Below are 25,184 nucleotides of genomic sequence, written 5' to 3'. Positions count from 1 at the left end.
CCTCGTCAGACGGGGCTGGCCATCCGGTACAGCATCTGCTGCCCGCCGGTGGCCAGCAACAGCCCGCTGTCGGACCAGACGCGGGCGCGGGCGCCGAGCACCCCACCGGTGGCGGCGGCAGCCTCACCCTCCACCAGCAGCCAGCCCGCGCCGTCGTCGCCGCCCTGGAAGCCCACGTACAGGTCCATGCTCGGGGCCATGAACGTGGTCCGCTCGAACGCCTGCACCACCGCCGGGAACTGCACCACGTCGACGGCGAAGACGAGCCGGGCCGCCGCCAGCCAGGGGTCCGCGTCGGCCGGCAGCTCCTCGTGCAGGCGCAGCCAGCCCCGGATGGTGGGCACGCCGTCGCGTTGCGGCTGCCAGCCGCCGGCCGGCCAGCCGGCCAGGCGTACCTCGTAGCACCGCTCCCAGATCGGCAGCACCGGCAGGCCGTCGCGGCGCATCAGCTCGACCAGGGTGGGCAGCTCGTCGGGTTTGGGCAGGTCCGGTGGTGGCATCCAGCGCCGTTCGGGGCCGATGAGGCCGGCGGCGATGGTCCAGACGTACGCGGCGAGCAGGATCCGGCCGCGCTGGCGCAGGACGACGTGCAGGGCGGCGGCGCGTCGGGTGCCGTGCACGCGGGTGACCTCGACGTCGACCTCGCCGTAGCGCGGCGGCGCGAGGAACTGGCAGCTCAGGCTCACCGGCAGCATGGTGCCGGCCTCCTCGCCCGCCGCGCGCAGCGCGATCGCGGCCAGGTAACCGCCGTTGGGCCCCCAGACCGACCAGTCCTCCGACAGGTGGGCCTGGTAGTGGCCGGGCGCGGTCTGCCGTACCGCGGCGTCGTCCGCGAGACTGGCCATCGAGGACCCCTTCCGGCGTCGGGACGCGTGAAAACAAGATACTGCAGATCAAAACCAGATACGAGTACGATGCGGCGCATGGATCTGCGTGACAGCGCCGAGGAGGCCGAGTTCCGGGCGGGCCTGCGTGCCTGGTTGGCGGGCGCGGTGCCGGTGACCGCCGGCCCGGACGGGGCGCCGCCGCAGGGTCGGTGGGGCGACATCGAGGCGGTGCGGTCGTTCACCCGCGCGCTGCACGCCGCCGGTTACGCGGGCCTGACCTGGCCGGCGGAGCACGGCGGGCGCGGGTTGTCCCCGGCCTACCAGGCGATCTACCTGGAGGAGACGGCCCGGGCCGAGGCCGCCGAGCACATCGGAGTCATCGGCCTGGGCATGGTCGGGCCGACCATCATCGCCTGCGGGTCGCCCGAGCAGCGCGCCTGGTATCTGCCGCGCATCCTCACCGGGGACATCATCTTCTGTCAGGGGTTCTCCGAGCCGGAGGCCGGCAGCGACCTGTCCGCCGTGCGGACGCTCGCGCGGCGCGACGGCGACGAGCTGGTGGTGACCGGGCGCAAGGTGTGGTCGTCGTACGCGCACCTCGCCGACCACTGCCTGATGCTGGCGCGCACCGACCCCGAGCAGCGTCGCCACCGCGGGCTGACCTGCCTGCTGGTGGACCTGCGCTCGGCCGGCGTCACGGTGCGCCCGATCCGCCAGATGACCGGCGAGGCCGAGTTCGCCGAGATCGAGTTCGACGAGGTGCGGGTGCCGCTCGACGCGGTGGTCGGTGCGGTCGACGACGGGTGGCGGGTCGCTATGACCACCCTCGCCCACGAGCGGGGCACCTTCGGGTTCACCCTGACCGCCCGGCTGGACGTGGCGTTCCGCCGGCTGGTCGCGACCGCGAAGGCCCGCGGCCGCGACACCGACCCGGTCGTACGCGACCAGATCGCCGCCCGCTACGTCGAGTTGGAGGGTCTGCGTTGGACCAACCGGCGGGGGTTGGCCGCGCTGGCGCGTACCGGGGTGCCCGGCCCGGAGACGTCGGTGATCAAGCTGCGCTGGTCGCAGGCGCACCAACGGCTCACCACCCTCGCCGTGCAGCTGCTCGGCGACGACGCCGAACCGGACGGCTGGGACCGCTACTGGCGGCACCAGATGTTGCGCAGCCGCGCCAACACCATCGAGGGCGGCACCTCCGAGGTGCTGCGCAACCTGGTCGCCGAGCGCGTACTGGGCCTGCCCCGGTCGTACTGACCGCCGACTCGCCCACGACGAGGGGAGACCTGATGGACTTCGCACTGACCGGTGAGCAGGAGGCGCTGCGGGACACCGCGGCGAAGTACCTCGCCGACGACCGGGCCACCGACGACGGCCAGGCGTGGGCCGAGGTCACCGACCTGGGCTGGCTCGACGCGGAGCTGGGCACCGTCGAGTTGGCGCTGCTCGCCGAACGGATGGGCTGGGCGCGCAGCCCGTCACCCTGGTGGGCCACCGTGGGCCTCGCCGGCCCAGCGCTGCGGGCGGCGGGCCGGCCGGTCGCCGCACCCGCGACGCTGGCCTGGGCGTGGGCGAACGGCCCCCGCACCCTCGCCGAGGCGGTGGCCGCCGCCCGCCGGCCGACCGGCGCTCGCTCGGCGACGGGCACCCCTGGGGTCGGCTGCGCCGTCGCCGCCGACGGGACGCTGACCGGCCGCGCGATCCGCGTGCCACACGCGCTCGACGCGGTGGACCTGGTGGTGGTCGCGACCGGGGCGTACGGCGTGGAGCTGCGCCTGGTCGACGCGTCGGCGGTGCGGCCGACGCCGGCCGGTGCCGGCGGGCAGGCGCTCGATGAGAGCCGCACCGTCTCGACGGTGGAGCTGACCGGCGTACCCTCGACGCTCCTCGTGGCCGCGGACGCCGCCGCCGACGTGCTCGCGCTGACCCGGCGGCGGGCCCTGGCGCTGCTCGCGGCCGAGGCCGTCGGCGTGGCGGCGAGGGCACTGACCTGGGCCAGCGGGTACGCCGCCACCCGCACCCAGTTCGGAGCGCCGATCGGCGCCAACCAGGCGGTCGCGCACCCCCTCGCGGAGTGCTATGGCCAGGTCGAGACGGCCCGGTCCCTGGCCTACCGGGCCGCGTGGGCGGTCGACGCCGAGCCGGGCCGGGTCGCCGACCAGGCCGTGCTCACGGCCAGCGTGGCCGCCCGGGAGACCGCGATGACCGCCTGCGAGGCAGCCATCCAGACCTACGGCGGCAGCGGCTTCACGTGGGAGCAGCCGCTGCACCACTGGTACCGCCGGGCGTGGTGGCTGGCGACCTTCGACGGCACGGCCGCCGACACCCGGGCCGAACTGGCCGGCCTGTTGCTGGACGACTGACCCCGCCGCAGGCGCGCGGGTTGAGCCCACGCCGCCCGCACGTCGGGGATCAGCCGTCGGCGGTCAGGACGCGCCGGGTCGGTAGGAGCCGAAGCTCCACAGGTTGCCCTCGGCGTCGCGGACCGAATAGCCCTGGCCGCCGTAGTCCTCGTCGCGGAGCTTCTGCACGACCTCGGCACCGGCGGCGACGACCCGTTCGTAGTGCGCCGCCACGTCGTCGAGCACCACATAGGTCGCGGCGGGCCCGGTGTCCAGAACGAGCCGGCCGTCGCTGCCGTCCGTCTGGGAGGCGAGCATGACCATGCCGTTGCCCCAGGTCAGTTGCGCGTGACTGATGGAGTCGTCCGGGCCGGGGACGACCAGCTCCGCGCGGAAACCGACGACGTCGACCAGCCACTGGATGGCGGCCGGCGCGTCGCGGTAGCGCAGGGTGGGGATGACTTCCGGGCCTCTGCTCATACCCGAGAGTCTAATGAAGAATCGCGGATAGCACATGTGATGCGTCCTGGCATGTCGTGTGTTCGGCTACGCTGAGCCCATGCTTCGCTACGATTTCGTGGTCGTCGGCGCGGGCGCGGCCGGCGCGGTGGTCGCGGCCCGACTGAGCGAGGATCCGGGCCGCTTGGTGTTGCTGCTGGAGGCCGGCCCCGACCTCGTCGGGGCCGCGGTGCCCGAGGCGTTGCGGACCGGCTCGGTGGAGGCCGAGGACGGCTTCGACTGGCCCCTGCGGGCGACAGTCGTCGACGGGCGGGAGGCGCCGCTGCGGCGCGGCCGGGTGGTCGGCGGCTCGACGCAGATCAACGACCGGGGCGCGATGCGGGCCCCGGCCGCCGACTTCGTCTCCTGGGGCGCCCACGGGCTGCCGGAGTGGGACTGGCCGGCGGTGCTCCCGGCGTTTCGCCGGTTGGAGGCCGACCAGCAGTTCGGCGACCGTGACCACCACGGCGCCGACGGGCCCGTCCCGATCACCCGGTGGCCGCGCGGTGAGCTGACACCGGCGATGGACGGCTTCCTGCAGGCCACGCTCGGCTTGGGCCACGACTATCAGGAGGACATGAACGCCCCCGACGCCGTCGGCATCGGGACGTACCCGCAGAACCGGCGCGACCGGCTGCGGATGTCCACCGCCCTCACCCACCTCGACCCGGCCCGGTCCCGGTCCAATCTGGTCGTTCGCGGCGACGCCGAGGTCGAGCGGGTGCTGCTCGACGACGGGCGGGCGGTGGGTGTGCAGGTCGCGGGGGAGCGGATCGACGCCGGGGAGGTCATCCTCTGCGCCGGCTCGCCGTACAGCCCGGCTCTGCTGCTGCGCTCGGGGATCGGCCCCGCCGACGAGCTGCGCGCCGCCGGCATCACGCCGCTCGTCGACCTGCCCGGCGTGGGCGCGGACGTGATCGATCAGCCCGGCGCGATCATCCTGGTGGTCCCCGAGCCGGAGACGATCGGCGGCGACTGGCCGCGTACGCAGCTCATCGCTCGGCTCGCCGGCATCCCGGGCCACGAGCCCGACCAGGCGTTCTACCTGAGCCTGTTCACCGGCATGAGCACGTCGCGGGGCCCCGGCGCGGGTCTGGACCGGATCATCGGCGTCGACCAGGTCAACACCGTGATGATCGGCGACATGGCGATGGCCTCGCGCGGACGCATCTCGGTGCGCGACGCCGATGGGGCGAGCCCACCCGTTGTCGACCTCGGGTTCTACACCGCCGAGGGTGACCTGGCCCGGATGCGCGACGCGTACCGGCACGCGTGGGAGATCGCCAACCAGGCAGCCTTCACCAAGACGGTCGCCCGGTTCGCGCTCGTCGACGACGCGGTCGTGGGCGACGACGAGCAGCTCGACCACCTGCTGCGCGCCACCACGTACAGCCGGTTGAACCTGGTCGGCGGCGCGCGGATGGGCGCGGCGGACGACAGGGGCGCGGTCGTCGACGGGCGGTGCCGGGTGCGCGGCGTGGCCAACCTGCGGGTCGTCGACGCCAGCATCGTTCCGGTGCCGCTGCGCGCGCCGGCCGCGTTGACCAGCATCATGATCGGCGAACGCGGGGCCGAGCTGATCGCGGGTTAGCGTCGCAGCAGCGCCGACAGCGCGACGGCCGGATTGCCCACCACCGCCCGCGCCACGGCGACGTAGCCGTCGAGCAGGCGTACGGCGTCGGACGGGGCCAGCCGTGGCGTGTGGAACAGCACCACGCGCAGGCCGTCGCCGCGCGGGGCGAGGGCCAGTTCGGTGCCGAAGCGGCTGCCGATCGCCTCGGGGACGAGCAACTCGAACTCGGCGTCGCCGACGCGTACGCGGTGTGACAGCTCGGCCATCATCTGGAACACCACGTCGTCGACCCGGCCGCCCAGGTTGGCGCTGCCGGTGGCGACGGCCTGGTAGGGCTGCTCCTGGTTGGCGAACGCGGCGGCGGTGGTCGCGTGGCTCGCCTGGAGCAGGGCCGCGAAGGTGGCGAACGGTGGCAGCCGGGTGCGCAGCACCACCATGTTGGCGCAGAACCCCACGGTGCGCTGGCTCTCCGGCCGGGCACGGTTGGCGAACAGCGAGGCGACGGCGAGGTCACCCTGCCCGGTGACCCGGTGCAGGACGGCGTAGTAGACGGCCAGGGCCACGGTGAACAGCGTCGTGCGGTGTCGCCGGGCCAGGGCGCGCAGCCCGCCGGCGACGTCGGCGTCGAGGTCGCGGGCCAGCACGCCCGGGATGGCGTCCGGGGGCGGCTCGCGATACGGCAGGCGCGGCAACCGCAGCCCGGTCAGCTGACCGCGCCAGAACTCGCGTTGCCGGTCCAGCTCCGTGCCGGCCAGCCGATCCTCCTGCCAGGCCACGAACTGCGGGTACTGCCAGCGCACCGGGGGTAGCTCGGCCTGCGCGTCGGCGTAGAGGGTACGCAGCTCCTCGAAGAGCAGCCCGCACGACCACGCGTCCGTGACCAGATGGTGCATGGTGAAGCACACGATCACCTCGTGGTCGCTGACCCGCCAGGCGGTGGCCCGGGTCGGCCACTGCGTGACGTCCACCCGGGTGGCCAGCTCGGTGGTGACGGCGGCGTCGGCGGCGGCGTGCGGATCCGGCTCGCCGCGCAGGTCGACAACCCTCAGCTCGACGGGTCGCGGATCGTGCACGAGCTGGGACAGCCGTGGTCCGCGTCCGACGACTGTGGTCCGCAGCGCCTCGTGCCGCGCGGTCAGCGCGGTGAGCGCCCGTTGCAGCGCGGTCAGGTCGACAGCGCCGCTGAGGCGGCACAGCAGCGGGCAGGTCAACGCCCCGTGGTCCGCCCGGTAGTGCTCGATGATGCCGAGCAGCCGCTGTCCCACGGAGGCCGGTACGGGTCGGGGGGCCACGCCACGACGGTACCGCTCGTCGTTGTATCTGTCATCAAGGGTCTGGCATCTTGTGTTTTCTCTCGGTACCTTGGGCGCATGTCTGGTCTGTCGGTGACCACCCCCGTGCGTGCGCAGCTCACGTGGAACTACGAGTCCGAGATGCCCCGGGTCCTGTCCCTGTACGAACGGGCCAAGAGCGCACAGTGGAACGCCAGCACGGATGTCGACTGGTCGATCGAGGTGCCGTTCGGCGAGCCGCTGCCCGACGACTCCGCGTTCGCCATGGCGTCGTTCGAGGCGTCCCCGCTGGCGCGGCGCGGCCGCCCGATGTGGGACACGTTCCGGTGGGAGCTCCAGTCGTGGATGGTGAGCCAGTTCCTGCACGGTGAGCAGGGTGCGCTGGTGGTCGCCGCGCGACTGGTCGAGGTGGTGCCCGACCTCGACAGCAAGTACTACGCCGCGAGTCAGGCCGCCGACGAGGCCCGGCACGTCGAGGCGTTCTCCCGCTACCTGCGCGAGAAGGTGCCGCATCCGTACCCCATCAACCCGGCGCTGTCCGAGCTGATCGAGGACCTGCTCTCCGACTCCCGGTGGGACATCACCGCGCTGGGCATGCAGATCGTGGTCGAGGCCCTGGCGATGGCCGCGTTCCGGCTCGCCAACAGCACCTTCCACGACCGCCTCATCTGCGACATCACCCGCCTCGTAGCCCGCGACGAGGCCCGGCACGTGTCGTTCGGGGTGCTGTCGCTGGAGGGCATCTACCGCGAGATGACAAGCGCCGAACTGGCCGACCGCGAGGAGATGGTGCTCGACTCGGCGAGTCTCATGCGCCGCCGGTTCCTGCTCGAGGACGTCTGGGACCGCATCGAGGTCGACCGGGGCGAGGGCGTCGACTTCGCCGCGCACAACGAGCTGATGATCAAGTATCGGCAGGCCATCTTCGCCCGCGTGGTCACCGCGCTGGCCAACATCGGCCTGCTGACTCCCCGGGTCCGCGACGGCCTGGAGCGGCTGGACCTCATCGGGTTCGCCGACCGCTCGATCCGCGTTCCCCGCGCCTGACGAGTCGGGAGGAGACATGCCAGTGCCGACCACGCTGACCCTCGACGGCATGTGCGACGACGTCGCGTCGCTGCTCGACGAGCCGGTGTCACCCGACGAGGATCTGCTGGAGCGCGGCCTCGACTCGATCGGACTGATGCGGCTCGCCGCCCGCTGGGCCGGCGCGGGACTCACCTTCGCCCAGCTCATCGAGCTGCGCACCGTCCGGCAGTGGCACGCGCTGGCCCAACCGGCGTCGCCCGCCGACGAGCCGCGCGCCATCGCCGCCGCCGACGAGACGACTGTCGACCCGGACGAGCCGTTCGCTCTGGCGACCATGCAGCACGCGTACTGGGTCGGGCGGGCCGGGGAGCAGGCCCTCGGTGGTGTGGGGGCGCACTTCTACAACGAGTTCGACGGTCGGCAGGTGGACCCGGACCGGCTGGACCGGGCCGTTAAAGCCCTGGTGCGCCGCCACGACATGCTGCGCGCCCGCTTCCTCGACGACGGCCGGCAGCAGATCACCCCGGACGGCGCCTGGCCCGGCCTGACCGTGCACGACCTGCGTGACCTGCCGGCGCACGAGCGGGACCAACGGCTCGCCGACCTGCGCGCCACCCTCTCGCACCGCACCCTGCGGGTGGACCGGGGCGAGGTGTTCGACGTCCAGCTCTGCCTGCTGCCCGACGGGGCGAGCCGGGTGCACGTGGAGATCGAGATGCTGGTCGCCGACGCGCACAGCTTCCGGGTGCTCCTCGGCGACCTCGCCCATCTCTACCGCCGGCCCGACGAACCGCTGCCGCCCATCGGCTACAGCTATCCCCAGTACCTGGCCACCCACGAGCGGCGTCGGGCCGACGCCCGCGAGGCCGCGGCCGGCTACTGGCGCCAGCGGGTACCCGACCTGCCCGGCGGGCCCGACCTGCCGGTGGCCGTGGCGCCGGAGCGGGTCAGCGGGCACCGGGTCATCCGCCATCACCACTGGCTCTCCGGCGCCGACCGGGACCGGCTCGCCGCTCGCGCGCGCGAGCACGGCGTCACCCTGTCGATGGTGTTCCTGACGGCCTTCGCCGAGGTCCTGGCCGCCTGGAGCAGCCGGCAACGCTTCCTGCTCAACCTGCCGCTGTACGACCGGACGCCGTACCACCCGGACGTGCCGTCGCTCAGTGGGGACTTCACCAACCTGCTGCTGCTGGAGGTCGACGCCACCGACGAGGTGCCGTTCGTCGACCGGGCCCGCCGCCTGGGCGAGCAGTTCGCCCGGGACGTGGCGCACAGCGCGTACTCCGGCGTGGACGTGCTGCGCGACCTGGCCCGCGCCCGCTCCGACCGGGCCGTGCTCGCCCCGGTGGTGTTCACCAGCGCGCTCAGCCTCGGCGACCTCTTCGGCGCGGACGTGCGGGAGTGCTTCGGCGACCCGGTGTGGACGTCGTCGCAGACCCCGCAGGTGTGGCTGGACAACCAGGTCACCGAGCGTGAGGGGGGCCTGTACCTCAACTGGGACGTGGTGGCGGAGCTGTTCGGACCGGGTGTGTCGGAGGCGATGTTTGCCGCGTACGTCCGGCTGCTGGCCGGCCTGATCGATGGCGACTGGGCCGCGTCGCCGGGCGACCTGCTGCCGCAGGAGCAGCGGGCGGTGCGTGAGCGGGTGAACGCGACCGCCGCGCCGATCATGCCTGGCCTGCTGCATGACGGGTTCTTCGACTGGTCGGCCCGGGAGCCGGGTCGGGTGGCGTTGTGCGGTGACGGTGTGGCGGTGTCCTACGGGGAGCTGGCCGCTCGGGCGTTGACGCTGGCCGGGGCGCTGGCGCGGGCCGGCGTCGCGCCGGGTGACGCGGTGGGGGTGTGCCTGCCCAAGGGCGTCGACCAGGTCGTCGCGGTGCTGGCGGTGCTGGCCGCCGGTGGCGTGTACGTGCCGGTCGGCATCGACCAACCCGCCGCCCGGCGCGGCCGGATCTGGCAGCGGGCCGGCGTCACGACGGTCGTCGGCGCGGACGGGCTCGACCCGGCCGGTGACGGCGGCCCGCCCCTGGACGGGTACGTTCCCGGGGACGCGGCATCGGTGGCGTACGTCATCTTCACCTCCGGCTCGACGGGCGAGCCCAAGGGCGTCGAGGTGCCGCACTCCGCCGCCGGCACCACCATCGAGGCCATCCGCCAGCGGTTCGCCATCGGCGGGGACGACCGGGTCCTCGCCGTGTCGGCACTGGACTTCGACCTGTCGGTGTTCGACATCTTCGCGCTGCTCGGCGTCGGCGGGGCGGTGGTGCTGATTGGCGAGGAGCAGCGACGCGACGCGAACGCCTGGCGTCGGCTCGTCGACGCGCACCGGGTCACCGTCTGGCAGTCGGTCCCCGCGCTGCTGGACATGCTGCTGACCGCCGCCGAGGCCGACGGCGGGCTGGGCCACCTCCGGCTCGCCCTGCTCGGCGGCGACTGGGTCGGCCTGGATCTGCGCGACCGCCTGGTGGCGCTGCGCCCGGACGCCCGGCTCGTCGCCCTGGGCGGCACCACCGAGACCGCCATCCACTCGACAGTCTTCGAGGTGGGCGGGGTGCCGGCGCACTGGCGGTCCATCCCGTACGGGGTTCCACTGCCCAACCAGCGCTGCCGCGTGGTGGACGGGCGGGGGCGCGACTGCCCCGACTGGGTGGTCGGGGAGTTGTGGATCGGTGGGGCCGGGGTGGCGGCCGGCTACCGGGGCGATCCGGAGCGCACCGCGCAGCGGTTCGTGACCCATGACGGGATGCGCTGGTATCGCACGGGTGACCTGGGCCGGTACTGGCCGGACGGGACCCTGGAGTTCCTGGGCCGGGCGGACTTCCAGGTCAAGATCCGCGGGCATCGCATCGAGCTGGGTGAGGTCGAGGCCGCGCTGACCGACTGCCCCGGCGTGCGCGAGGCCGTCGTGGTGGCCGTGGGCACCAGCACCCGCCGCCTGGCCGCCGCCGTCGTACCCGAGGCGTCCGACCTGGACCCGCAGGCCGTACGGGCGTTCGTCGTGGACCGGCTGCCCGCGTACATGGTGCCCGAGCACGTCGCCGTGCTCGACGCGCTGCCCCTGAGCGGCAACGGCAAGATCGACCGGCCGGCGTTGGCACGACGGCTCGCCGAGGGCGCCGGCCGATCCACGGCGGTCGAGCCACCCATCGGGCCGGTCGAGACGGCACTGGCCACCCTCTGGGCCGACCTGCTCGGCATACCGACCGTCGGCCGCGCCGACAGCTTCTTCACCCTCGGCGGGGACAGCCTGCTCGCCACCCGCCTGCTCGGACGGATGCGCTCGGCCGGGCTGGCCGGCGGACAACTGCGCCGCCTCTTCGCCGAGCCGACCCTCGCCGGGTTCGCCGCCGGGGTACGCCTCGACGCGGGCGCCGCGCTGACCGGGACCTTCGTGGCCGACCCGGCGCACCGCCACGAGCCGTTCCCGGCGACCGACGTGCAGCGGGCGTACTGGATGGGTCGCAGCGGCGACTTCGCCCTCGGTGAGGTCGGTTCCCACTGGTACTGGGAGTTCGACGGCGAGGACGTGGACCTCGACCGGCTCACCGCGGCCTGGAACCGCCTCGTTCGCCGGCACGAGATGCTGCGGGCCGTCTTCGACCCCGACGGACGTCAACGCGTCCAACCCGAGGTGCCCGAGGTGAGCATCGCAGTCGGCGAGGGCGAGGCCGCGCTCACCGACCTACGCGAACGGCTGTCGCACCGGATCGCCGACCCGACCCGCTGGCCGCTGGTGGCCATCGAGGCCGTCCGGTACGGCGAGCGCCGCGTCCGGCTGGCGTTCAGCTTCGACTACATCGTGCTCGACGCGCTCAGCATCGTGACCGTCTTCGCCGAGCTGTCCGCCCTCTACGTCGACCTCGACGCGCCGCTGCGCCCGATCGGCGTGTCGTTTCGCGACTACGTCCTCACCGCCCGGCCCGACGAGGCGACAGTCGAGGCCGACAAGCGCTACTGGTCGACGCAGGCCGCCGAGCTGCCCCCCGCGCCGCGGCTGCCGCTCGCCGTCGACCCGGACCGGGTGCGCGCCCCCCGCTTCGTCCGGCACGCGGCGCGGCTCGGCCCCACCGAGTGGACCGCCCTGGTCGGCGCCGCCCGCGCCCACGGCGTGAGCCCGGCCGCCGTGCTCGCCACCGCGTACGCCGAGGTGCTCTCGGCCTTCAGCGCGCGGCCGGACCTCACCCTCAACCTGACCCTCTTCGACCGCCGCGAGGTGCACCCCGACATCGACCACGTGCTCGGCGACTTCACCTCGCTGCTGCTCGTCCCGCACCGCCCCGGCGCGGCCGACGACTTCCTGACCGTGGTACGCCGCCTGCAGGAGCGCATGTGGGACGGCATGGAGCACAACGCCGTTTCCGCCATCTGGGTGCTGCGGGAGATCGCGCGGCGCACCGGCGCCCCCGCCGCCATGCCTGTCGTCTTCACCAGTGCGCTGGGCATCAGCGACGAGCTGGTGAGCATGTCCCTGCCGTTCGGCGAGCAGATCTGGGGCGCCTCGCAGACCCCGCAGGTGTGGCTGGACAACCAGGTCATGGAACGCGAGGGTGGCCTGAGCATCAACTGGGACGTGGTGGCGGAGCTGTTCCCGCCCGACGTGGTGGAGACGATGTTTGCCGCGTACGTCGAGCTGCTGACCACCCTCGCGGCCGGGGACTGGGCGCGGCCCGTACCGGTCGGGCTTCCTGCCGGGCAGCGGGCGGTGCGTGAGCGGGTGAACGCGACCGCCGCGCCGATCATGCCCGGCCTGCTGCATGACGGGTTCTTCGAGACCGCGGCCCGGGAGCCTGCTCGGGTGGCGTTGTGCGGTGACGGGGTGGCGGTGTCCTACGGGGAGCTGGCCGCTCGGGCGTTGACGCTGGCCGGGGCGCTGGCGCGGGCCGGCGTCGCGCCGGGTGACGCGGTGGGGGTGTGCCTGCCCAAGGGCGTCGACCAGGTCGTCGCGGTGCTGGGCGTGCTCGCCGCCGGTGGCGTGTACGTGCCGGTCGGCGTGGACCAGCCGGTGGTCCGCCGGGAGCGGATCCTCACCCGCGCCGACGTGAAGACGGTCGTCGGCGCGGACGGGCTCGACCCGGCCGGCGACGGCGGCCCTGCCCTCGACGGCTGCGTCCCGGTGGAGCCGGCGTCGCTGGCATACGTCATCTTCACCTCCGGCTCGACTGGCGAGCCCAAGGGCGTCGAGGTGTCCCACGCGGCGGCGGGAAACACCATCGCGGCGGTCAACGATCGGCTGCGCCTCGGCCCGGACGACCGGGTCCTCGCCGTGTCGGCGCTGGACTTCGACCTGTCGGTGTACGACATCTTCGCCCTGCTCGGCGTCGGCGGCGCGGTGGTGCTCGTCGAGGAGGGGCAGCGACGCGACGCCCGCGCCTGGCTGCGGCTCGTCCGCGAGCACGACGTCACCATCTGGAACACCGTGCCCGCCCTGCTCGACATGCTGCTCACCGCTGCCGGCGACGAACCGCTCGGCGCGTTGCGGCACGCCCTGGTCTCCGGTGACTGGGTCGGCCTGGACCTGCGTGACCGGCTGGTCGCCCGCCGACCGGACGCCCGGCTGACCGCCCTCGGCGGCGCCACCGAGGCGGGCATCTGGTCCAACGCGTTCGAGGTGGGCGAGGTGCCGGCGCACTGGCGGTCCATCCCGTACGGCTTCCCACTGCCCAACCAGCGCTACCGGGTCGTCGACGGGCGGGGGCGGGACTGCCCCGACTGGGTGGTCGGGGAGTTGTGGATCGGTGGGGCCGGGGTGGCGGCCGGCTACCGGGGCGATCCGGAGCGCACCGCGCAGCGGTTCGTGACCCATGACGGGATGCGCTGGTATCGCACGGGTGACCTGGGCCGGTACTGGCCGGACGGGACCCTGGAGTTCCTGGGCCGGGCGGACTTCCAGGTCAAGATCCGCGGGCATCGCATCGAGCTGGGTGAGGTCGAGGCCGCGCTGACCGACTGCCCCGGCGTGCGCGAGGCCGTCGTGGTGGCCGTGGGCACCAGCACCCGCCGGCTCGCCGCCGCCGTCGTACCCGAGCCGGGCGTCACCCTCGACCCGGACGCCACCGGCGCGTTCGTCGTCGACCGGCTGCCGGCGTACATGGTGCCCGAGCACGTCGCCGTGCTCGACGCGCTGCCCCTGAGCGGCAACGGCAAGATCGACCGGTCGGCGGTGGCCACCCTGCTCTCCAGTGGAGACAGCGGACCGGCCGACGAGCCACCCCACGCCGGCCTGGAGAGCGACCTCGGCGCGCTCTGGGCCGAGCTGCTGAACTGCCCCGTTCCCGGCCGCACCCGCAACTTCTTCAGCCTCGGCGGGGACAGCCTGCTCGCCACCCGGCTGCTGGCGGTGCTGCGCGAACGCTACGGCGTCGACCTGCCGATGCGGGGGCTGCTCGACCGACCAACCATCGCGGACCTGGCCACCGCCGTGCAGCACGCCGCCGGCACGTACGAGGAAGGGGCCATATGAACGGGCAGGACCTCATCGCCGAGCTGGCGCAGTTCGGTGTGCAGCTCTGGGAGGAAGACGGCCAGCTCCGCTTCCGGGCCCCCACCGGCGTTCTCACCGACCAGCGCCGCGCCGCGCTACGCGAGCACAGGGAGCAGGTGCTGGCCGTGCTGCGCGACGCCGCCGCGCCCACCGCCGTGCCGCACCCCGAGCAGCGGTACGAGCCGTTCCCGCTCACCGACGTGCAGAGCGCGTACCTGCTCGGGCGGGGCGACTCGTTCGCCTACGGCGGGGTCGGCTGCCACGGCTACGGCGAGCTGAACTTTGCCGAGCTGGACGTGGACCGGCTGGAACGCGCCTGGCACGAGGTAGTCGCCCGGCACGACATGCTGCGGGCCGTCGTCAACCGCGACGGCTCCCAGCAGGTACGCCCCGACGTGCCGGCGTACCGCATCGAGGTGCGCGACGCCGACGCGGCCGGCTTCGCCGACGCGGTGGCCGCCACCCGGGCGGAGCTGGACCACCGCCGCTACGACCCGCAGCAGTGGCCGCTGTTCGCGTTGCGGGTCACCCGCGGCCCGCACCGCAGCGTCCTGCACTTCTCGATCGACTTCCTGATCTGCGACTTCGTCAGCATCAACATCCTGCTCGACGAGCTGGGCCGCCGCTACGCCGGTGAGCCGCCCACCGACGAGCTGACGCTGACGTTCCGCGACCACCTGCTGGCCACCGAACCGCTGCGCGGCGGCCCCCGCCACGACGCCGACCGGGACTGGTGGCTGGCCCGGCTCGACGACCTGCCCCCGGCGCCGGAGCTGCCGCTGCGCGGTGACGCCACGGCCGCGCCGCCCCGCTTCCGTCGCCTCGACCTGCGGCTCGACCCGACCGAGTGGGCCGGGTTGCGCCAGCGCGCCGGGCAGCACGGCATCAGCCCGTCGGGCGCGGTGCTCGCCGCGTACGTCGAGGTGATCGCCGCGTGGAGCGTGCACCCGCGCTTCACCGTCGACGTCACCCTGCTCAACCGGACGCCGACGCACCCGCAGGTGGACCGGATCGTCGGCGACTTCACCTCGGTCAGCCTGCTCGCCGTGGAGCAGAGCCCGGACGCGCCGGTGCAGGAGCGGGCCAAGCGCATCCAGGCGCAGCTCTGGTCCGACCTGGACCACCGCCGGTTCTCCGGCGTCGACGTCGTCCGCGAGCTGGCCCGCCGCCGGGGCGCCGACGCCGCGCTGATGCCCATCGTCTTCACCAGCGCCATCGGGCTGGGCGGCGACACCGGCGTGGAGGGCTTCGGCGAGCTGGGGTACGGCATCAGCCAGACCCCGCAGGTCTGGATCGACTGCCAGAACATCGAACGCTCGGGTGGGCTGGCCACCAACTGGGACGTCCGCGAGGGCGTCTTCCCCGACGGTGTGGTCGACGAGATGTTCGCCGCGTACGCCGCGTTGCTGCGCCGGCTGGCGGCCACCGACGAGGCGTGGGAGGAGCTGGCCCCGGTGCCGCTGCCCGAGGCGAGCGCCCGCCGCCGCGCCGAGGTCAACGACACCGCCGCGCCGCTGCCCGACGGGCTGCTGCACGAGGGGGTCCTCGCCCAGGCGCTGCGGACCCCGGACCGGGTGGCCGTGGTGGCCGCCGACGGCACCCTCACCTACCGGCAGCTCACCGGCCGTGCCACGGCGGTCGCCGCACGGCTGGCCGAGGCCGGCTGCCGGCCCGGTGACCTGGTCGCGGTGATCGCCGACAAGGGCTGGCGGCAGGTGGTCGCGGTGTTCGGCGTCCTGCTGGCCGGTGCGGCGTACGTGCCGGTCGACACGAACCAGCCGCCCGTGCGCCGCGACCTGATCCTCGACGGCGCCGGGATCCGGCACGTCCTCACCGAGGCCGACCGGGTGGACGGCCACTGGCCGGCGGGGGTGACGCCGATCGCGGTGGACGACCTCGACGGGCCGGCGCCGACGGCCCTGCCGGCCCGCGCGGTCGGCCCGGACGACCGCGCGTACGTCATCCACACCTCCGGGTCGACCGGCACCCCGAAGGGCGTGGTGATCACCCACCGGGCCGCCCTGAACACCGTGGCGGACATCAACACCCGGTTCGACGTGACGCCGGACGACCGCGTCCTCGGCCTGGCCAGTCTGGGCTTCGACCTGTCCGTCTACGACCTGTTCGGCCCGCCGGCGGTCGGCGCGGCGCTGGTGCTGCCCGCGCCGCAGCGCCGGGGCGACCCGACCCACTGGGCGGAGCTGGTGGCCGAGAACGAGGTCACGATCTGGAACTCGGTGCCGGCGCAGTTGCAGATGCTCGCCGACTATCTCGCGGCCGCGCCGATGGTCCGGATCCCCTCGTTGCGGCTGGCCCTGCTCAGCGGCGACTGGATCCCGGTCACCCTGCCGGACCAGATCCGTGACCTCGTCCCCGGCTTGGTGGTGGTCAGCCTCGGCGGCGCGACCGAGGCCGCCATCTGGTCGATCATCCACCCGATCGGCCGGGTCGACCCATCCTGGCGCAGCATCCCGTACGGGGTGCCGCTGACCAACCAGACCTGGCACGTCCGCGACGCCGCGCTGCGGCCTCGCCCGGACTGGGTCGCCGGGGAGCTGTACATCGGCGGGGCCGGGCTGGCGCTTGGTTACCTCGGCGACGAGGCGCGCACCGCCGAGCGATTCGTCACCGACCCGTCCAGCGGCGAGCGGTTGTACCGCACCGGTGACCTGGGCCGCTACCTGCCCGACGGCACGATCGAGTTCCTCGGCCGGGAGGACTTCCAGGTCAAGATCCGCGGCCACCGGATCGAGCTGGCCGAGGTCGAGTCGGCGCTGCTGGCCCACCCGGGCGTGGGCGGGGCGATCGCGGTGGTCGACGGCGACCGTCCACTGGAGCGGCGGCTGGCCGCCGTCGTCCAGCCCGCCGCCGTCGAGCCCGGCCCCGGGCAGCCGGTCGACCCGGCCGGGCCCACCGCGGCCGGGTCCGCGCTCGTCGCCAGCACCGACCTGGGCGCCTACGAGGCGTACCTGCACGAGCTGGACCAGCTCGGCCTCGCCGCCATGCTGGACACCCTGCGCGCCGCCGGCCTCGCGCTCGACGACCGCCCGCACACCCTGACCGAGGTGTACGCCGCCACCCGCGTCGCACCCCGGCACCGCCGGCTGCTGCGCCGCTGGCTGCGGGCGCTGACCGACAGCGGGGTGCTGCGCCACGACGACGACGGTTACCGGCTGGTCAGCGGACCACCGCCGGCCGCTCGGGCCTGGGACGCGGTGGCCGAGCGCGCGGCGGCGGTCGGGGAGTCCCCCGAGCTGGTCCGCTACTTCCAGGCCAGCGCCGCGGCGCTGCCGGCGCTGCTGCGCGGCGACGAGGACCCCCTCGCGCTGCTCTTCCCCGGTGGTGAGCTGGAGGTGTCGGACAACCTCTACGCCGACGCCCTGTTCAACAGGTGGGCCAACGCGGTCGCGGCGGCGACCGTCCGGTCGCTGGCCGAGCGGCTGGACGGGCCGGTGCGCATCGTCGAGGTCGGCGCCGGATCCGGCGGTACGACCGCGGCGGTGCTCGACGCACTGGACGGTCTCGACGTCGACTACCTCTACACCGACCTGTCGGCGTTCTTCCTCGGCGCCGGCCGGCAACGCTTCGCCGACCGGCCGGGGCTGCGTTTCGCGCAGCTCGACCTCGACGCCGACCTGGCCGGGCAGGGAATGGCGCCGAACAGCGCCGACATCGTGATCGCCGGCGACGTCCTGCACGCCACCCGGGACGTACCGGCCACGCTGGCCCGGCTGCGCGGCCTGCTCGCGCCCGGCGGGCACCTGGTGCTGCTGGAGATGACCCGGGAGCACTACCAGATCATGACGTCGCTGGAGCTGCTGGTGCGATTCGACGACGACCTGGGTGACTTCGCCGACCTGCGCCACGGCACCGACCGCACGTTCCTCACCGGCGACGAGTGGCGCGGCCTGCTCGCCGCCGCCGGGGCGTCGCCCGTACTCGACCTCCCGTCGGCCGCCGACCCGATGGCCGGGCTCGGCATGCGCATCATCGCCGCGCGGGTGAAGGCCGACCGGCGGCGGGTGGTGCCCGACGAGCTGCGGGCGCACCTGGCCGACCGGCTGCCCGACTACATGATCCCGAGCGTGCTGCAGGTGGTCGACGAGCTGCCCCGCACGGCCAACGGCAAGCTGGACCGGGCGGCCGTACGCCGGCTCGTGGCGGCCACGACGGCCGGTCCCGAGGCGAGCGCCGCGGCCCCGCTCACCGAGTTGGAGGAGCAGATCGCGGCCGTCTGGGCCGACGTGCTGCGGGTGGAACGGGTCGGGCGGGACGCGGACTTCTTCGCCCTCGGCGGTGACTCCCTGCTCGCCGCGAAACTCGCCGGTCAGCTCGCCGAGCGGGTGCCGGCCGCCGCCGACGTCTTCTTCGACGAACTGCTGCGCCGGATCCTGGAGCACCCGACCGTCGCCGACCTGGCCGATCACCTGGCCGCCGTCGGCGGCGTCCGGCCCGACGAGGAGCCGGCCGTCAGCGACACCGGCGAGGTGGTGACGCTGGCCGGCGAGGGCCCGCCCCGCTACGTGCTGGTGCACGACGGCAGCGGCAGCCTCGACGGGTACGCCGGGCTGGCCGAGCGGCTGGCCGCCAGCGGGGCCGTGTGCGGGATCGTCGACCGTGGCCTGCACCGCTACGCGGGTCTCGACCCGGCGCCGCTGGTGCAACGCCTCGCCGCCGACTACACGACCGCGCTGGCCGAGCACGTGTCGGCCGGGGAGCTGGTGCTGGTGGGGCGGGGTGCGGCCGGGGTGCTGGCGTTGGAGCTGGCCCGGCAGCTCACCGAGTCCGGGGTGGACGTCGCCACCCTGGTGATCGCCGACCCGGCCGACGGCGACGGCTACGGCAGCTCCCCGTACGCGGGTGACGTCACGTTGCTGTGCGCGGCGGAGCCGGACCCGACGAGCGTCGACTGGTGGCGCGACGTGTGCCTGGGCGAGCTGACCGTGCGACGGGTGCCGGACGATCCGGGCGAGTGGGCCGGTCCGATCGCCGGGGACGGCTGACATGGCCGCGACTGTCGCCCTGGTGGGCGCCACCGGCGGGGTGGGCCGGCACGCCCTGGCCCACCTGCTGGCCTGGGGCGTGGACGTCGTCCGCGCCGGCGCCCGCGACCCGGGCCGACTCGACGCCGACAACCCGCGCATCCAGGTGCGGGCGGTGGACGTCACCGACCCGGCGAGCCTGGACGCGTTCTGCGCCGGCTGCCACACCGTCGTCAACTGCGCCGGGCCGGCGGCCTCGATCGGCGACACGGTGGCCCGCGCGGCGGCCCGCTGCGGCGCCGGCTACGTCGACGCGGCCGGCGACGACCCGCTGCACGCGGCGGTGTCCGCCCTGCCCGGGGCCGCCGACCGGGTCGCGGTGCTCTCCGCCGGTCTGATGCCCGGCCTGTCCGGGCTGCTCCCCGCCCACCTCGCGGCGCAGACACCGGGGGCGCGGCGGATGACCGGGTACGTCGGGGGCCGCGACGGGTTCACGCCCGGCGCCGCCCTGGACTTCCTCGCCGCCGGCACCGCCGAGTACGGCGAGCCGTCGGCCGCGTGGCGCGACGGCGCGCGACGCAGCCACGCCCTCGCCGCCCGGACGGACGTGCCGGTGCCGTTCTTCGACGAGCCGGTGCTGGTGCAGCCGTACCTCAGCACCGAGACCGAGAGGGTCGCCCGCCGGCTCGGCCTGACCGACGTCGACTGGTGGTCGGCGTTCGCCGGCAGTCGGCTACCGGCGGCGCTCGCCGCGGGCGCCCGCCGAGCGCGCGACGGCGCGTCGGCGGCGCAGCTCACCGACGCGGCGGCCGAGCTGTGCCGGGCGGCCGAGCTGGACACCTTCGGTCGGCCGCGTTACCAGCTGCTGGTCGTCGAGCTGACCGGCCCGGCGGGCGCCCGCGTGCTGGCCTGCCGGGGGACCGGCGCGAACGCGCTCACCGGCGCGGCGGTCGCCATCGGCGCCCTCGCGGTCGCGGCCGGTGACGTGCCACCGGGCGTGCACCACCTGGCCGAGGCGGTGGACCCGGCCTGGGCGGTGGACGTGCTGCGCACGAGTCCGGCGGTCACGTCACTGCGCGTCGAGGACGGCCCGCTGGGGTCGTACGACCTGATCGAGGAGGGGGTGGCGTGAAACCGAGAGTGCTGGTCGCCGGCACCAAATTCGGCCAGGTGTACCTGCAGGCGTTCCGCCAGCCGGACTTCCCGTTCGAGCTGGCCGGGATCCTCGCCGGGGGCAGCGCCCGATCGGTGGCCTGCGCCCGGCACTACGAGGTGCCGCTGTGGACCGACGTCGCCCAGGTCCCCGAGGACGTGACGCTGGCCTGCGTGGTCATCCGAGGCGGCCTGCTGGGCGGACCGGGCGGCGAGGTGGCCCGAGCGCTGATGCGGCGCGGCCTGCACGTGCTGCAGGAGCATCCGCTGCACCACGACGAGCTGGTCGAGTGCCTGCGCACCGCCGGCCAGGCCGGGGTCGTCTACCACCTGAACTCGTTCTACGTGCACACCGCGCCGGTGCGCCGGTTCCTCGCCGCCGCCCGCGCGCTGCTGGCCCGGCAGCCGGCCCGCTACGTCGACGCAGCCTGCGGGTTCCAGGTCGCGTACGCGCTGCTGGACATCCTCGGTCAGGCCCTCGGCGGCGTCCGACCGTGGGGCCTGGGCCCGGCGGTCGACCTGCCCGAGCAGGTACGCCGGCTGTCCCGGGTGGACGTGCCGTTCCGCAGCCTCGACGGGGTGCTCGCCGGTGTGCCGCTGACCCTGCGGGTGCAGAACCAGATGGACCCGGCGGACCCGGACAACTACGCGCACCTGCTGCACCGGGTGACCATCGGCACCGAGGCCGGCAACCTGACCCTGGTCGGCACGCACGGGCCGACGGTGTGGAGCCCTCGGCCGGACTTCCCGCAGCAGGTGCAGGACCGGGGTGTGGGCCGACCGCACTTCGCCGACGGCGACGGCCACGAACCGGACCACCTGGACGTGCCGAGCGCGCAGCCGCTGGCCGACGCGGTCGCGCCCAGCTACCGCAGGGTGTTCGAGGAGGTCTGGCCGGCCGGCGTCGGGTACGCGCTGGGCAACCTGCACGCCGCGGCGCTGGGCGGGAAGAAGCTGGCCCGCCACGGCCAGTACCACCTGAGCCTGTGCCAGCTGTGGCAGGACGTCACCGCCCGGCTGGGGCCACCCGAGCTGGTGCACTCCGTACCGCCGCGGATGTTCGTGGCGTCCGACGTGGCCGAGCTGGCCGACGCCGCGGCCGGGGCGGTCGACCCGCCGGTCGGCGCGGAACCGCAGCGGATTGGAGCGCGCCCGTGACCCCCGTCGCGCGGACGTGGCTGCGCTGCTTCCGGCCGCTGCGCTGGCCCGGGCTGCGTCTGGTCTGCTTCCCGCATGCCGGCGGCAACGCCGCGTTCTACAGGTCGTGGTCGGCGCAGGTGCCCGACGACGTCGAGGTGCACGGCGTGCAGTACCCGGGCCGGATGGACCGGTCGGCCGAGCCGTTCGCGGCCGACCTGCCGAGCCTGGCCGAGGGTGCCGCGCAGGCGGTACGGGCGCTGCCGGCCGACGCGCCGGTCGTGCTGTTCGGGCACAGCCTCGGCGCGTCGGTGGCGTACGAGACGGCACGCCGGTTGGACGGGCCCGGCAGCGTGCTGCGGGCGCTTGTCGTCTCCGGTCGCCCCGGGCCGGGCCGGCTGCGCGCCACAAGCGTGCACCTGGCCGACGACGACACGCTGTGGGCGGAGACCGGCCGCCTCGGCGGCACCGGCCGCGAGGCTCTCGACCACGAGGGCGTACGCGCCATCGCGCTGCCGGTGCTGCGCGCCGACTACCGGATCGCCGAGACGTACCGCCCGCAGTCACCCGTGCCGCTGCGAGCGCCGGTGCTGGCCTGCGTCGGCGCGGACGACCCCGAGGTCACCGCCGACGAGGCCGGCGACTGGGCGACGCGCACCCGGGGCGGGTTCACCCTGCACACCTTCCCCGGCGGGCACTTCTACCTGCTGGCACGCCGCAACCAGCTCATCGACACCATCCTGCGGGCCACGCACCGCAGCCCGGTGCCCACCTGGTCGGCGGCGGGCCCGTGATCCCGGCGAGCGTGCACTACCACCGCGCCCGGGACCTCACCGAGGCGCTGGAGCTGCGCCAGGCGTACGGCGACCAGCTGCGGCCGCTGGCCGGCGGGCAGTCGCTGCTGCCGGCGCTCAAGCTGCGCCGGGACCGCGTCGACACCCTGCTGGACCTCGGCGGGCTCACCGAACTGTCGTACGTGACGCACCGCGACGACCACCTGGCCGTCGGCGCGCTGACCCGCTACCACCGGCTGCTCGACGACCCGCTGGTCGACCGGCACGCCCCGCTGCTGGCGGTCGCGGCCGCGGCGGTCGGTGACCTGCAGGTGCGGCACCTGGGCACCGTGGGTGGGGCGCTCGCGCAGGCCGACCCGGCCGCGGACGTGCCGCTGGCCCTGGTCGCGCTGGACGCCGTGGTGGTGCTGCGCAGCGCGACCGGCGTACGGCAGGTGCCCGTCGCCGAGCTGGCCGTCGCGCCGGGTGTGACGGTCTGCCGGCCCGACGAACTCGTCACCGAGGTCCGGGTGCCGCTGCCCGGCCCGGCGCGGTGGCGCTACCGCACGTTCGCCCGGCCGGCGTTGGAGTGGTCCCTGGTGGCCGTCGCCGTGGCCGACTCCCGGGTGGCGCTGGCCGGGATGGGTCCGACCATCCGGCGGGCGTACGGGGTCGAGGCGGCCCTCGCGCAGGGCGCCGGTGTCACGCTCGCGGCGGCGCGCGCCGACGAGGGGTGCGACCCGCCCGACGACGGGCGGGCCTCGATCGCGTATCGGCGGCACCTCAGCCGGGTGCTGGTGGCCCGTGCCCTGACCGATTCCGGCACCACGGTGGAGGAACCACGATGAGCATCGACGCCCGGCCCGGTACGACGACCGTCGCCGTCACCGCCACCGTGAACGGCCGCCCGGAGAGCCGTCGGGTGCCGGCGCGCACCCTGCTGGTCCACCTGCTGCGCGAGGAGTTGGGGCTGACCGCCGCGACGGTGGGCTGCGACACCTCCTCCTGCGGTGCCTGCACCGTGCTGTTCGACGGGCGGTCGGTCAAGTCGTGCACCCTGCTGGCCGCGCAGGCCGACGGCGCCGACATCCGCACCGCCGAGGGGCTCGCCGACGGCGACCGGCTGCACCCGGTGCAGGAGGCGTTCCGGGAGCACCACGCCCTGCAGTGCGGCTTCTGCACCCCGGGCATGGTCCTCGCGGTGGTGAGCCTGCTGACGGAGAACCCGGGACCGCTCACCGAGCACGACGTGCGGCACGCCCTCAAGGGCAACCTGTGCCGCTGCACCGGCTACCACAACATCGTCCGCGCCGTGCTCGCCCTCGACGAGGCCCGACAGGCCGGATGACCGCCAGACACCGGAAGGGAGGCCGACCATGTCGGCGCGTTACGTACTCGGGGTGAACATCGGCTTCCACGACTCCAGCGCCGCGCTGGTCCGCGACGGCGCGCTCTGCGCCCTGGTCGAGCAGGAGCGGGTCAGCCGCCGCAAGCACGCGGTGGGCCAGCCGCCCGCCGAGGCGGTCGCCGCGTGCCTGGCGATGGCGGGCATCGGCCCGCAGGAGGTGGACACCGTCGCCATCGGCTGGGACTTCCGGGACATCCCGCTGGGCCGCAACCGGCGGTTCACCACCGAAGGGCTGCGGGCGATGCTCTTCCCCGACGACGAGGACCTGACCATGCCGGCGGTCCGCTGGGTGCCGCACCACGTCGCGCACGCGGCCAGCGCGGCGTACAGCTGCGACTGCGACGAGGCCGCGGTCCTGGTCCTCGACGGCGCCGGCGAGACGCAGTCGACCTCGTTCGGCCGGTACGCCGACGGCGAGATCGAGATCCTGCGGGAGTGGCCCGTGGAGCAGTCGCTCGGCTTCTACTACAACGCCGCCGCCGAGTGGGCCGGGCTGGGCTACTGGGGCACCGGCAAGCTGATGGGCCTCGCCGCCTACGGAAGACCCGGTCACGGAGCGCCGGTGCGACCCATCTCCGGCGGGTACGAGCTGGTCCGCGGCACACCCACCGCCGAGGTCCCCACCCGACGTGCCGCGACGCTCGGCCCGCTGATGGCCTACTACCCGGCCGTCGCCGAGTCGCTCAAACCCGAGTTCAGCAAGCTGTTTCCGTACGCGCCGCGCACCGGCGAGGAACCCATCGCGTACGCGGACTTCGCCGCGACGATCCAGCAAGGGCTGGAGGAGACCGTGCTGTCCCTGGCCGCCGATCTGCGTCGGCGGGTGGACACCCCGGTGCTGGCGCTCGCCGGCGGGGTGGCGATGAACTGCACGATGATCGGCGTGCTGGTCCGCAGTGGACTCTTCGACCGGGTCTACGTCCCGCCGGTGCCGACCGACGCGGGGGTGTCCCTGGGGGCGGCGCTTGTCGCGGCGCGCGAGTGCGGGGAGTTCACGCCCACCCGCCTCGACCACGCGTACTGGGGTCAGCCGATCACCACGGAGGCCGGCGAGGCGGCCGCCGCGCGCGCCGGCATGGTGCACCGCCGCCTCGGCGACGACGACCTGGCCCGCTCCGTCGCCGGTGAACTCGCCCGAGGTCGGATCGTGGGCTGGGCGCGCGGGCGGGGTGAGATCGGGCAGCGGGCGCTCGGTGCGCGCAGCCTGCTGGCCGATCCGCGTTCCCGGCGCAACCTGGAACGGCTCAACGTGCTCAAGGGCCGGGAGATGTGGCGTCCGGTGGCGCCCAGCATCCTCGCCGAGCACGTGTCGGAGCTGATCGAGGGGCCGGTCGGCGAGCCGTCGAGGTTCATGCTGGCCGCCGCGTCGCTGCGCCCGGACGCCCGGCTGCGGGTTCCGGCGGTGACCCACGTGGACGGCTCCGCCCGCCCGCAGACCGTGCACCGCGACACCAACCCCGGCTACTGGGCGCTGATCGAGCAGTTCCGGCAGCTCACCGGTGTGCCGGCGGTGGTCAACACGTCGTTCAACCTGGCCGGTGACCCGATCGTGAACTCGGCCGCCGACGCGGTCGACACCTTCGTACGGGCCAAGGAGATCGACCTGTTGGTCCTCGGGGACGCGGTGGTGGCCCGCAGCGAAGCAGACCTGCCGGCCTGACGTGCGAGGGGCCGCCCGGTCGGGCGGCCC

The 25,184-nt window shown here is 74.4% G+C and carries 15 protein-coding genes; 12 read left to right on the top strand and 3 right to left on the bottom strand.

The annotated features are described in order from the left end of the window. Window positions 1-5 precede the first annotated feature (5 nt). Window positions 6-845, bottom strand: coding sequence for an acyl-CoA thioesterase (locus ACGGAQ_RS20160; protein WP_393051389.1), 840 nt, complete (start codon window positions 843-845; stop codon window positions 6-8). A gap of 78 nt (window positions 846-923) precedes the next feature. On the opposite strand from ACGGAQ_RS20160, the gene ACGGAQ_RS20155 reads away from it, so the two are divergent. Beyond that, a complete protein-coding gene (locus ACGGAQ_RS20155; RefSeq protein ID WP_393051387.1) occupies window positions 924-2,084 on the top strand; it encodes an acyl-CoA dehydrogenase family protein in 1,161 nt (386 codons plus the stop codon). A gap of 32 nt (window positions 2,085-2,116) precedes the next feature. Further along, entirely contained in the window at window positions 2,117-3,190 is a 1,074-nt protein-coding gene (locus ACGGAQ_RS20150) for an acyl-CoA dehydrogenase family protein (protein ID WP_393051385.1), read from the top strand. 63 nt (window positions 3,191-3,253) lie between these two features. Here ACGGAQ_RS20150 and ACGGAQ_RS20145 read toward each other — a convergent pair whose 3' ends face one another. Next, window positions 3,254-3,649 (bottom strand): VOC family protein, encoded by a 396-nt coding sequence (locus ACGGAQ_RS20145; RefSeq protein ID WP_393051383.1) that lies wholly within the window; start codon window positions 3,647-3,649, stop codon window positions 3,254-3,256. A gap of 79 nt (window positions 3,650-3,728) precedes the next feature. Between ACGGAQ_RS20145 and ACGGAQ_RS20140 the strand changes: the two genes are divergently transcribed. Then, the gene (locus ACGGAQ_RS20140) at window positions 3,729-5,258 is read left to right on the top strand and encodes a GMC family oxidoreductase (RefSeq protein ID WP_393051381.1); all 1,530 of its coding nucleotides are present in this window, start codon (window positions 3,729-3,731) and stop codon (window positions 5,256-5,258) included. Here ACGGAQ_RS20140 and ACGGAQ_RS20135 read toward each other — a convergent pair. Then, the gene (locus tag ACGGAQ_RS20135) at window positions 5,255-6,532 is read right to left on the bottom strand and encodes a condensation domain-containing protein (protein ID WP_393051379.1); all 1,278 of its coding nucleotides are present in this window, start codon (window positions 6,530-6,532) and stop codon (window positions 5,255-5,257) included. The genes ACGGAQ_RS20140 and ACGGAQ_RS20135 overlap by 4 nt on opposite strands. A 78-nt stretch (window positions 6,533-6,610) precedes the next feature. Between ACGGAQ_RS20135 and ACGGAQ_RS20130 the strand changes: the two genes are divergently transcribed. Genes ACGGAQ_RS20130 through ACGGAQ_RS20090 form a run of 9 tightly spaced genes read left to right on the top strand, consistent with a single transcriptional unit; the run spans window position 6,611 to window position 25,154 of the window. Next, complete coding sequence (locus ACGGAQ_RS20130; protein ID WP_393051377.1) at window positions 6,611-7,579, top strand: ferritin-like domain-containing protein; 969 nt, start codon at window positions 6,611-6,613, stop codon at window positions 7,577-7,579. Window positions 7,580-7,595: 16 nt separating this feature from the next. Next, window positions 7,596-14,021: an amino acid adenylation domain-containing protein gene (locus ACGGAQ_RS20125; protein ID WP_393051375.1), complete on the top strand. Its 6,426-nt coding sequence runs from the start codon at window positions 7,596-7,598 to the stop codon at window positions 14,019-14,021. Then, entirely contained in the window at window positions 14,018-19,045 is a 5,028-nt protein-coding gene (locus ACGGAQ_RS20120) for an amino acid adenylation domain-containing protein (RefSeq protein ID WP_393051373.1), read from the top strand. The genes ACGGAQ_RS20125 and ACGGAQ_RS20120 overlap by 4 nt, the downstream gene beginning before the upstream one ends. Before the next feature lies 1 nt (window position 19,046). Further along, window positions 19,047-20,156, top strand: coding sequence for an NAD(P)H-binding protein (locus tag ACGGAQ_RS20115; RefSeq protein ID WP_393051371.1), 1,110 nt, complete (start codon window positions 19,047-19,049; stop codon window positions 20,154-20,156). Then, window positions 20,153-21,334 carry a Gfo/Idh/MocA family oxidoreductase gene (locus ACGGAQ_RS20110; RefSeq protein ID WP_393051369.1) on the top strand — a complete coding sequence of 394 codons (1,182 nt, stop codon included), beginning with the start codon at window positions 20,153-20,155 and terminating at the stop codon, window positions 21,332-21,334. Before ACGGAQ_RS20115 ends, ACGGAQ_RS20110 begins: the two co-directional genes overlap by 4 nt. Beyond that, window positions 21,331-22,107: a thioesterase II family protein gene (locus tag ACGGAQ_RS20105; RefSeq protein WP_393051367.1), complete on the top strand. Its 777-nt coding sequence runs from the start codon at window positions 21,331-21,333 to the stop codon at window positions 22,105-22,107. The genes ACGGAQ_RS20110 and ACGGAQ_RS20105 overlap by 4 nt, the downstream gene beginning before the upstream one ends. Further along, complete coding sequence (locus ACGGAQ_RS20100) at window positions 22,104-22,934, top strand: FAD binding domain-containing protein (protein WP_393051365.1); 831 nt, start codon at window positions 22,104-22,106, stop codon at window positions 22,932-22,934. Before ACGGAQ_RS20105 ends, ACGGAQ_RS20100 begins: the two co-directional genes overlap by 4 nt. Beyond that, window positions 22,931-23,434: a (2Fe-2S)-binding protein gene (locus tag ACGGAQ_RS20095; RefSeq protein ID WP_393051363.1), complete on the top strand. Its 504-nt coding sequence runs from the start codon at window positions 22,931-22,933 to the stop codon at window positions 23,432-23,434. The genes ACGGAQ_RS20100 and ACGGAQ_RS20095 overlap by 4 nt, the downstream gene beginning before the upstream one ends. Before the next feature lie 28 nt (window positions 23,435-23,462). Next, window positions 23,463-25,154 carry a carbamoyltransferase gene (locus ACGGAQ_RS20090; protein WP_393051361.1) on the top strand — a complete coding sequence of 564 codons (1,692 nt, stop codon included), beginning with the start codon at window positions 23,463-23,465 and terminating at the stop codon, window positions 25,152-25,154. Window positions 25,155-25,184 lie beyond the last annotated feature (30 nt).

The organism is Micromonospora sp. NPDC047557, from assembly GCF_043205095.1.
Taxonomy (GTDB): domain Bacteria; phylum Actinomycetota; class Actinomycetes; order Mycobacteriales; family Micromonosporaceae; genus Micromonospora.
The sequence above is the reverse complement of the archived record's forward strand: the minus strand, read 5'-3'. Positions and strand labels throughout refer to the sequence as shown.

Excerpts from the sequence above, each read along its gene's own strand:
- ACGGAQ_RS20160 (WP_393051389.1), bottom strand. The coding sequence starts at position 845 with ATGGCCAGTCTCGCGGACGACGCCGCGGTACGGCAGACCGCGCCCGGC.
- ACGGAQ_RS20155 (WP_393051387.1), top strand. The coding sequence starts at position 924 with ATGGATCTGCGTGACAGCGCCGAGGAGGCCGAGTTCCGGGCGGGCCTG.
- ACGGAQ_RS20150 (WP_393051385.1), top strand. The coding sequence starts at position 2,117 with ATGGACTTCGCACTGACCGGTGAGCAGGAGGCGCTGCGGGACACCGCG.
- ACGGAQ_RS20145 (WP_393051383.1), bottom strand. The coding sequence starts at position 3,649 with ATGAGCAGAGGCCCGGAAGTCATCCCCACCCTGCGCTACCGCGACGCG.
- ACGGAQ_RS20140 (WP_393051381.1), top strand. The coding sequence starts at position 3,729 with ATGCTTCGCTACGATTTCGTGGTCGTCGGCGCGGGCGCGGCCGGCGCG.
- ACGGAQ_RS20130 (WP_393051377.1), top strand. The coding sequence starts at position 6,611 with ATGTCTGGTCTGTCGGTGACCACCCCCGTGCGTGCGCAGCTCACGTGG.
- ACGGAQ_RS20125 (WP_393051375.1), top strand. The coding sequence starts at position 7,596 with ATGCCAGTGCCGACCACGCTGACCCTCGACGGCATGTGCGACGACGTC.
- ACGGAQ_RS20120 (WP_393051373.1), top strand. The coding sequence starts at position 14,018 with ATGAACGGGCAGGACCTCATCGCCGAGCTGGCGCAGTTCGGTGTGCAG.
- ACGGAQ_RS20115 (WP_393051371.1), top strand. The coding sequence starts at position 19,047 with ATGGCCGCGACTGTCGCCCTGGTGGGCGCCACCGGCGGGGTGGGCCGG.
- ACGGAQ_RS20095 (WP_393051363.1), top strand. The coding sequence starts at position 22,931 with ATGAGCATCGACGCCCGGCCCGGTACGACGACCGTCGCCGTCACCGCC.
- ACGGAQ_RS20090 (WP_393051361.1), top strand. The coding sequence starts at position 23,463 with ATGTCGGCGCGTTACGTACTCGGGGTGAACATCGGCTTCCACGACTCC.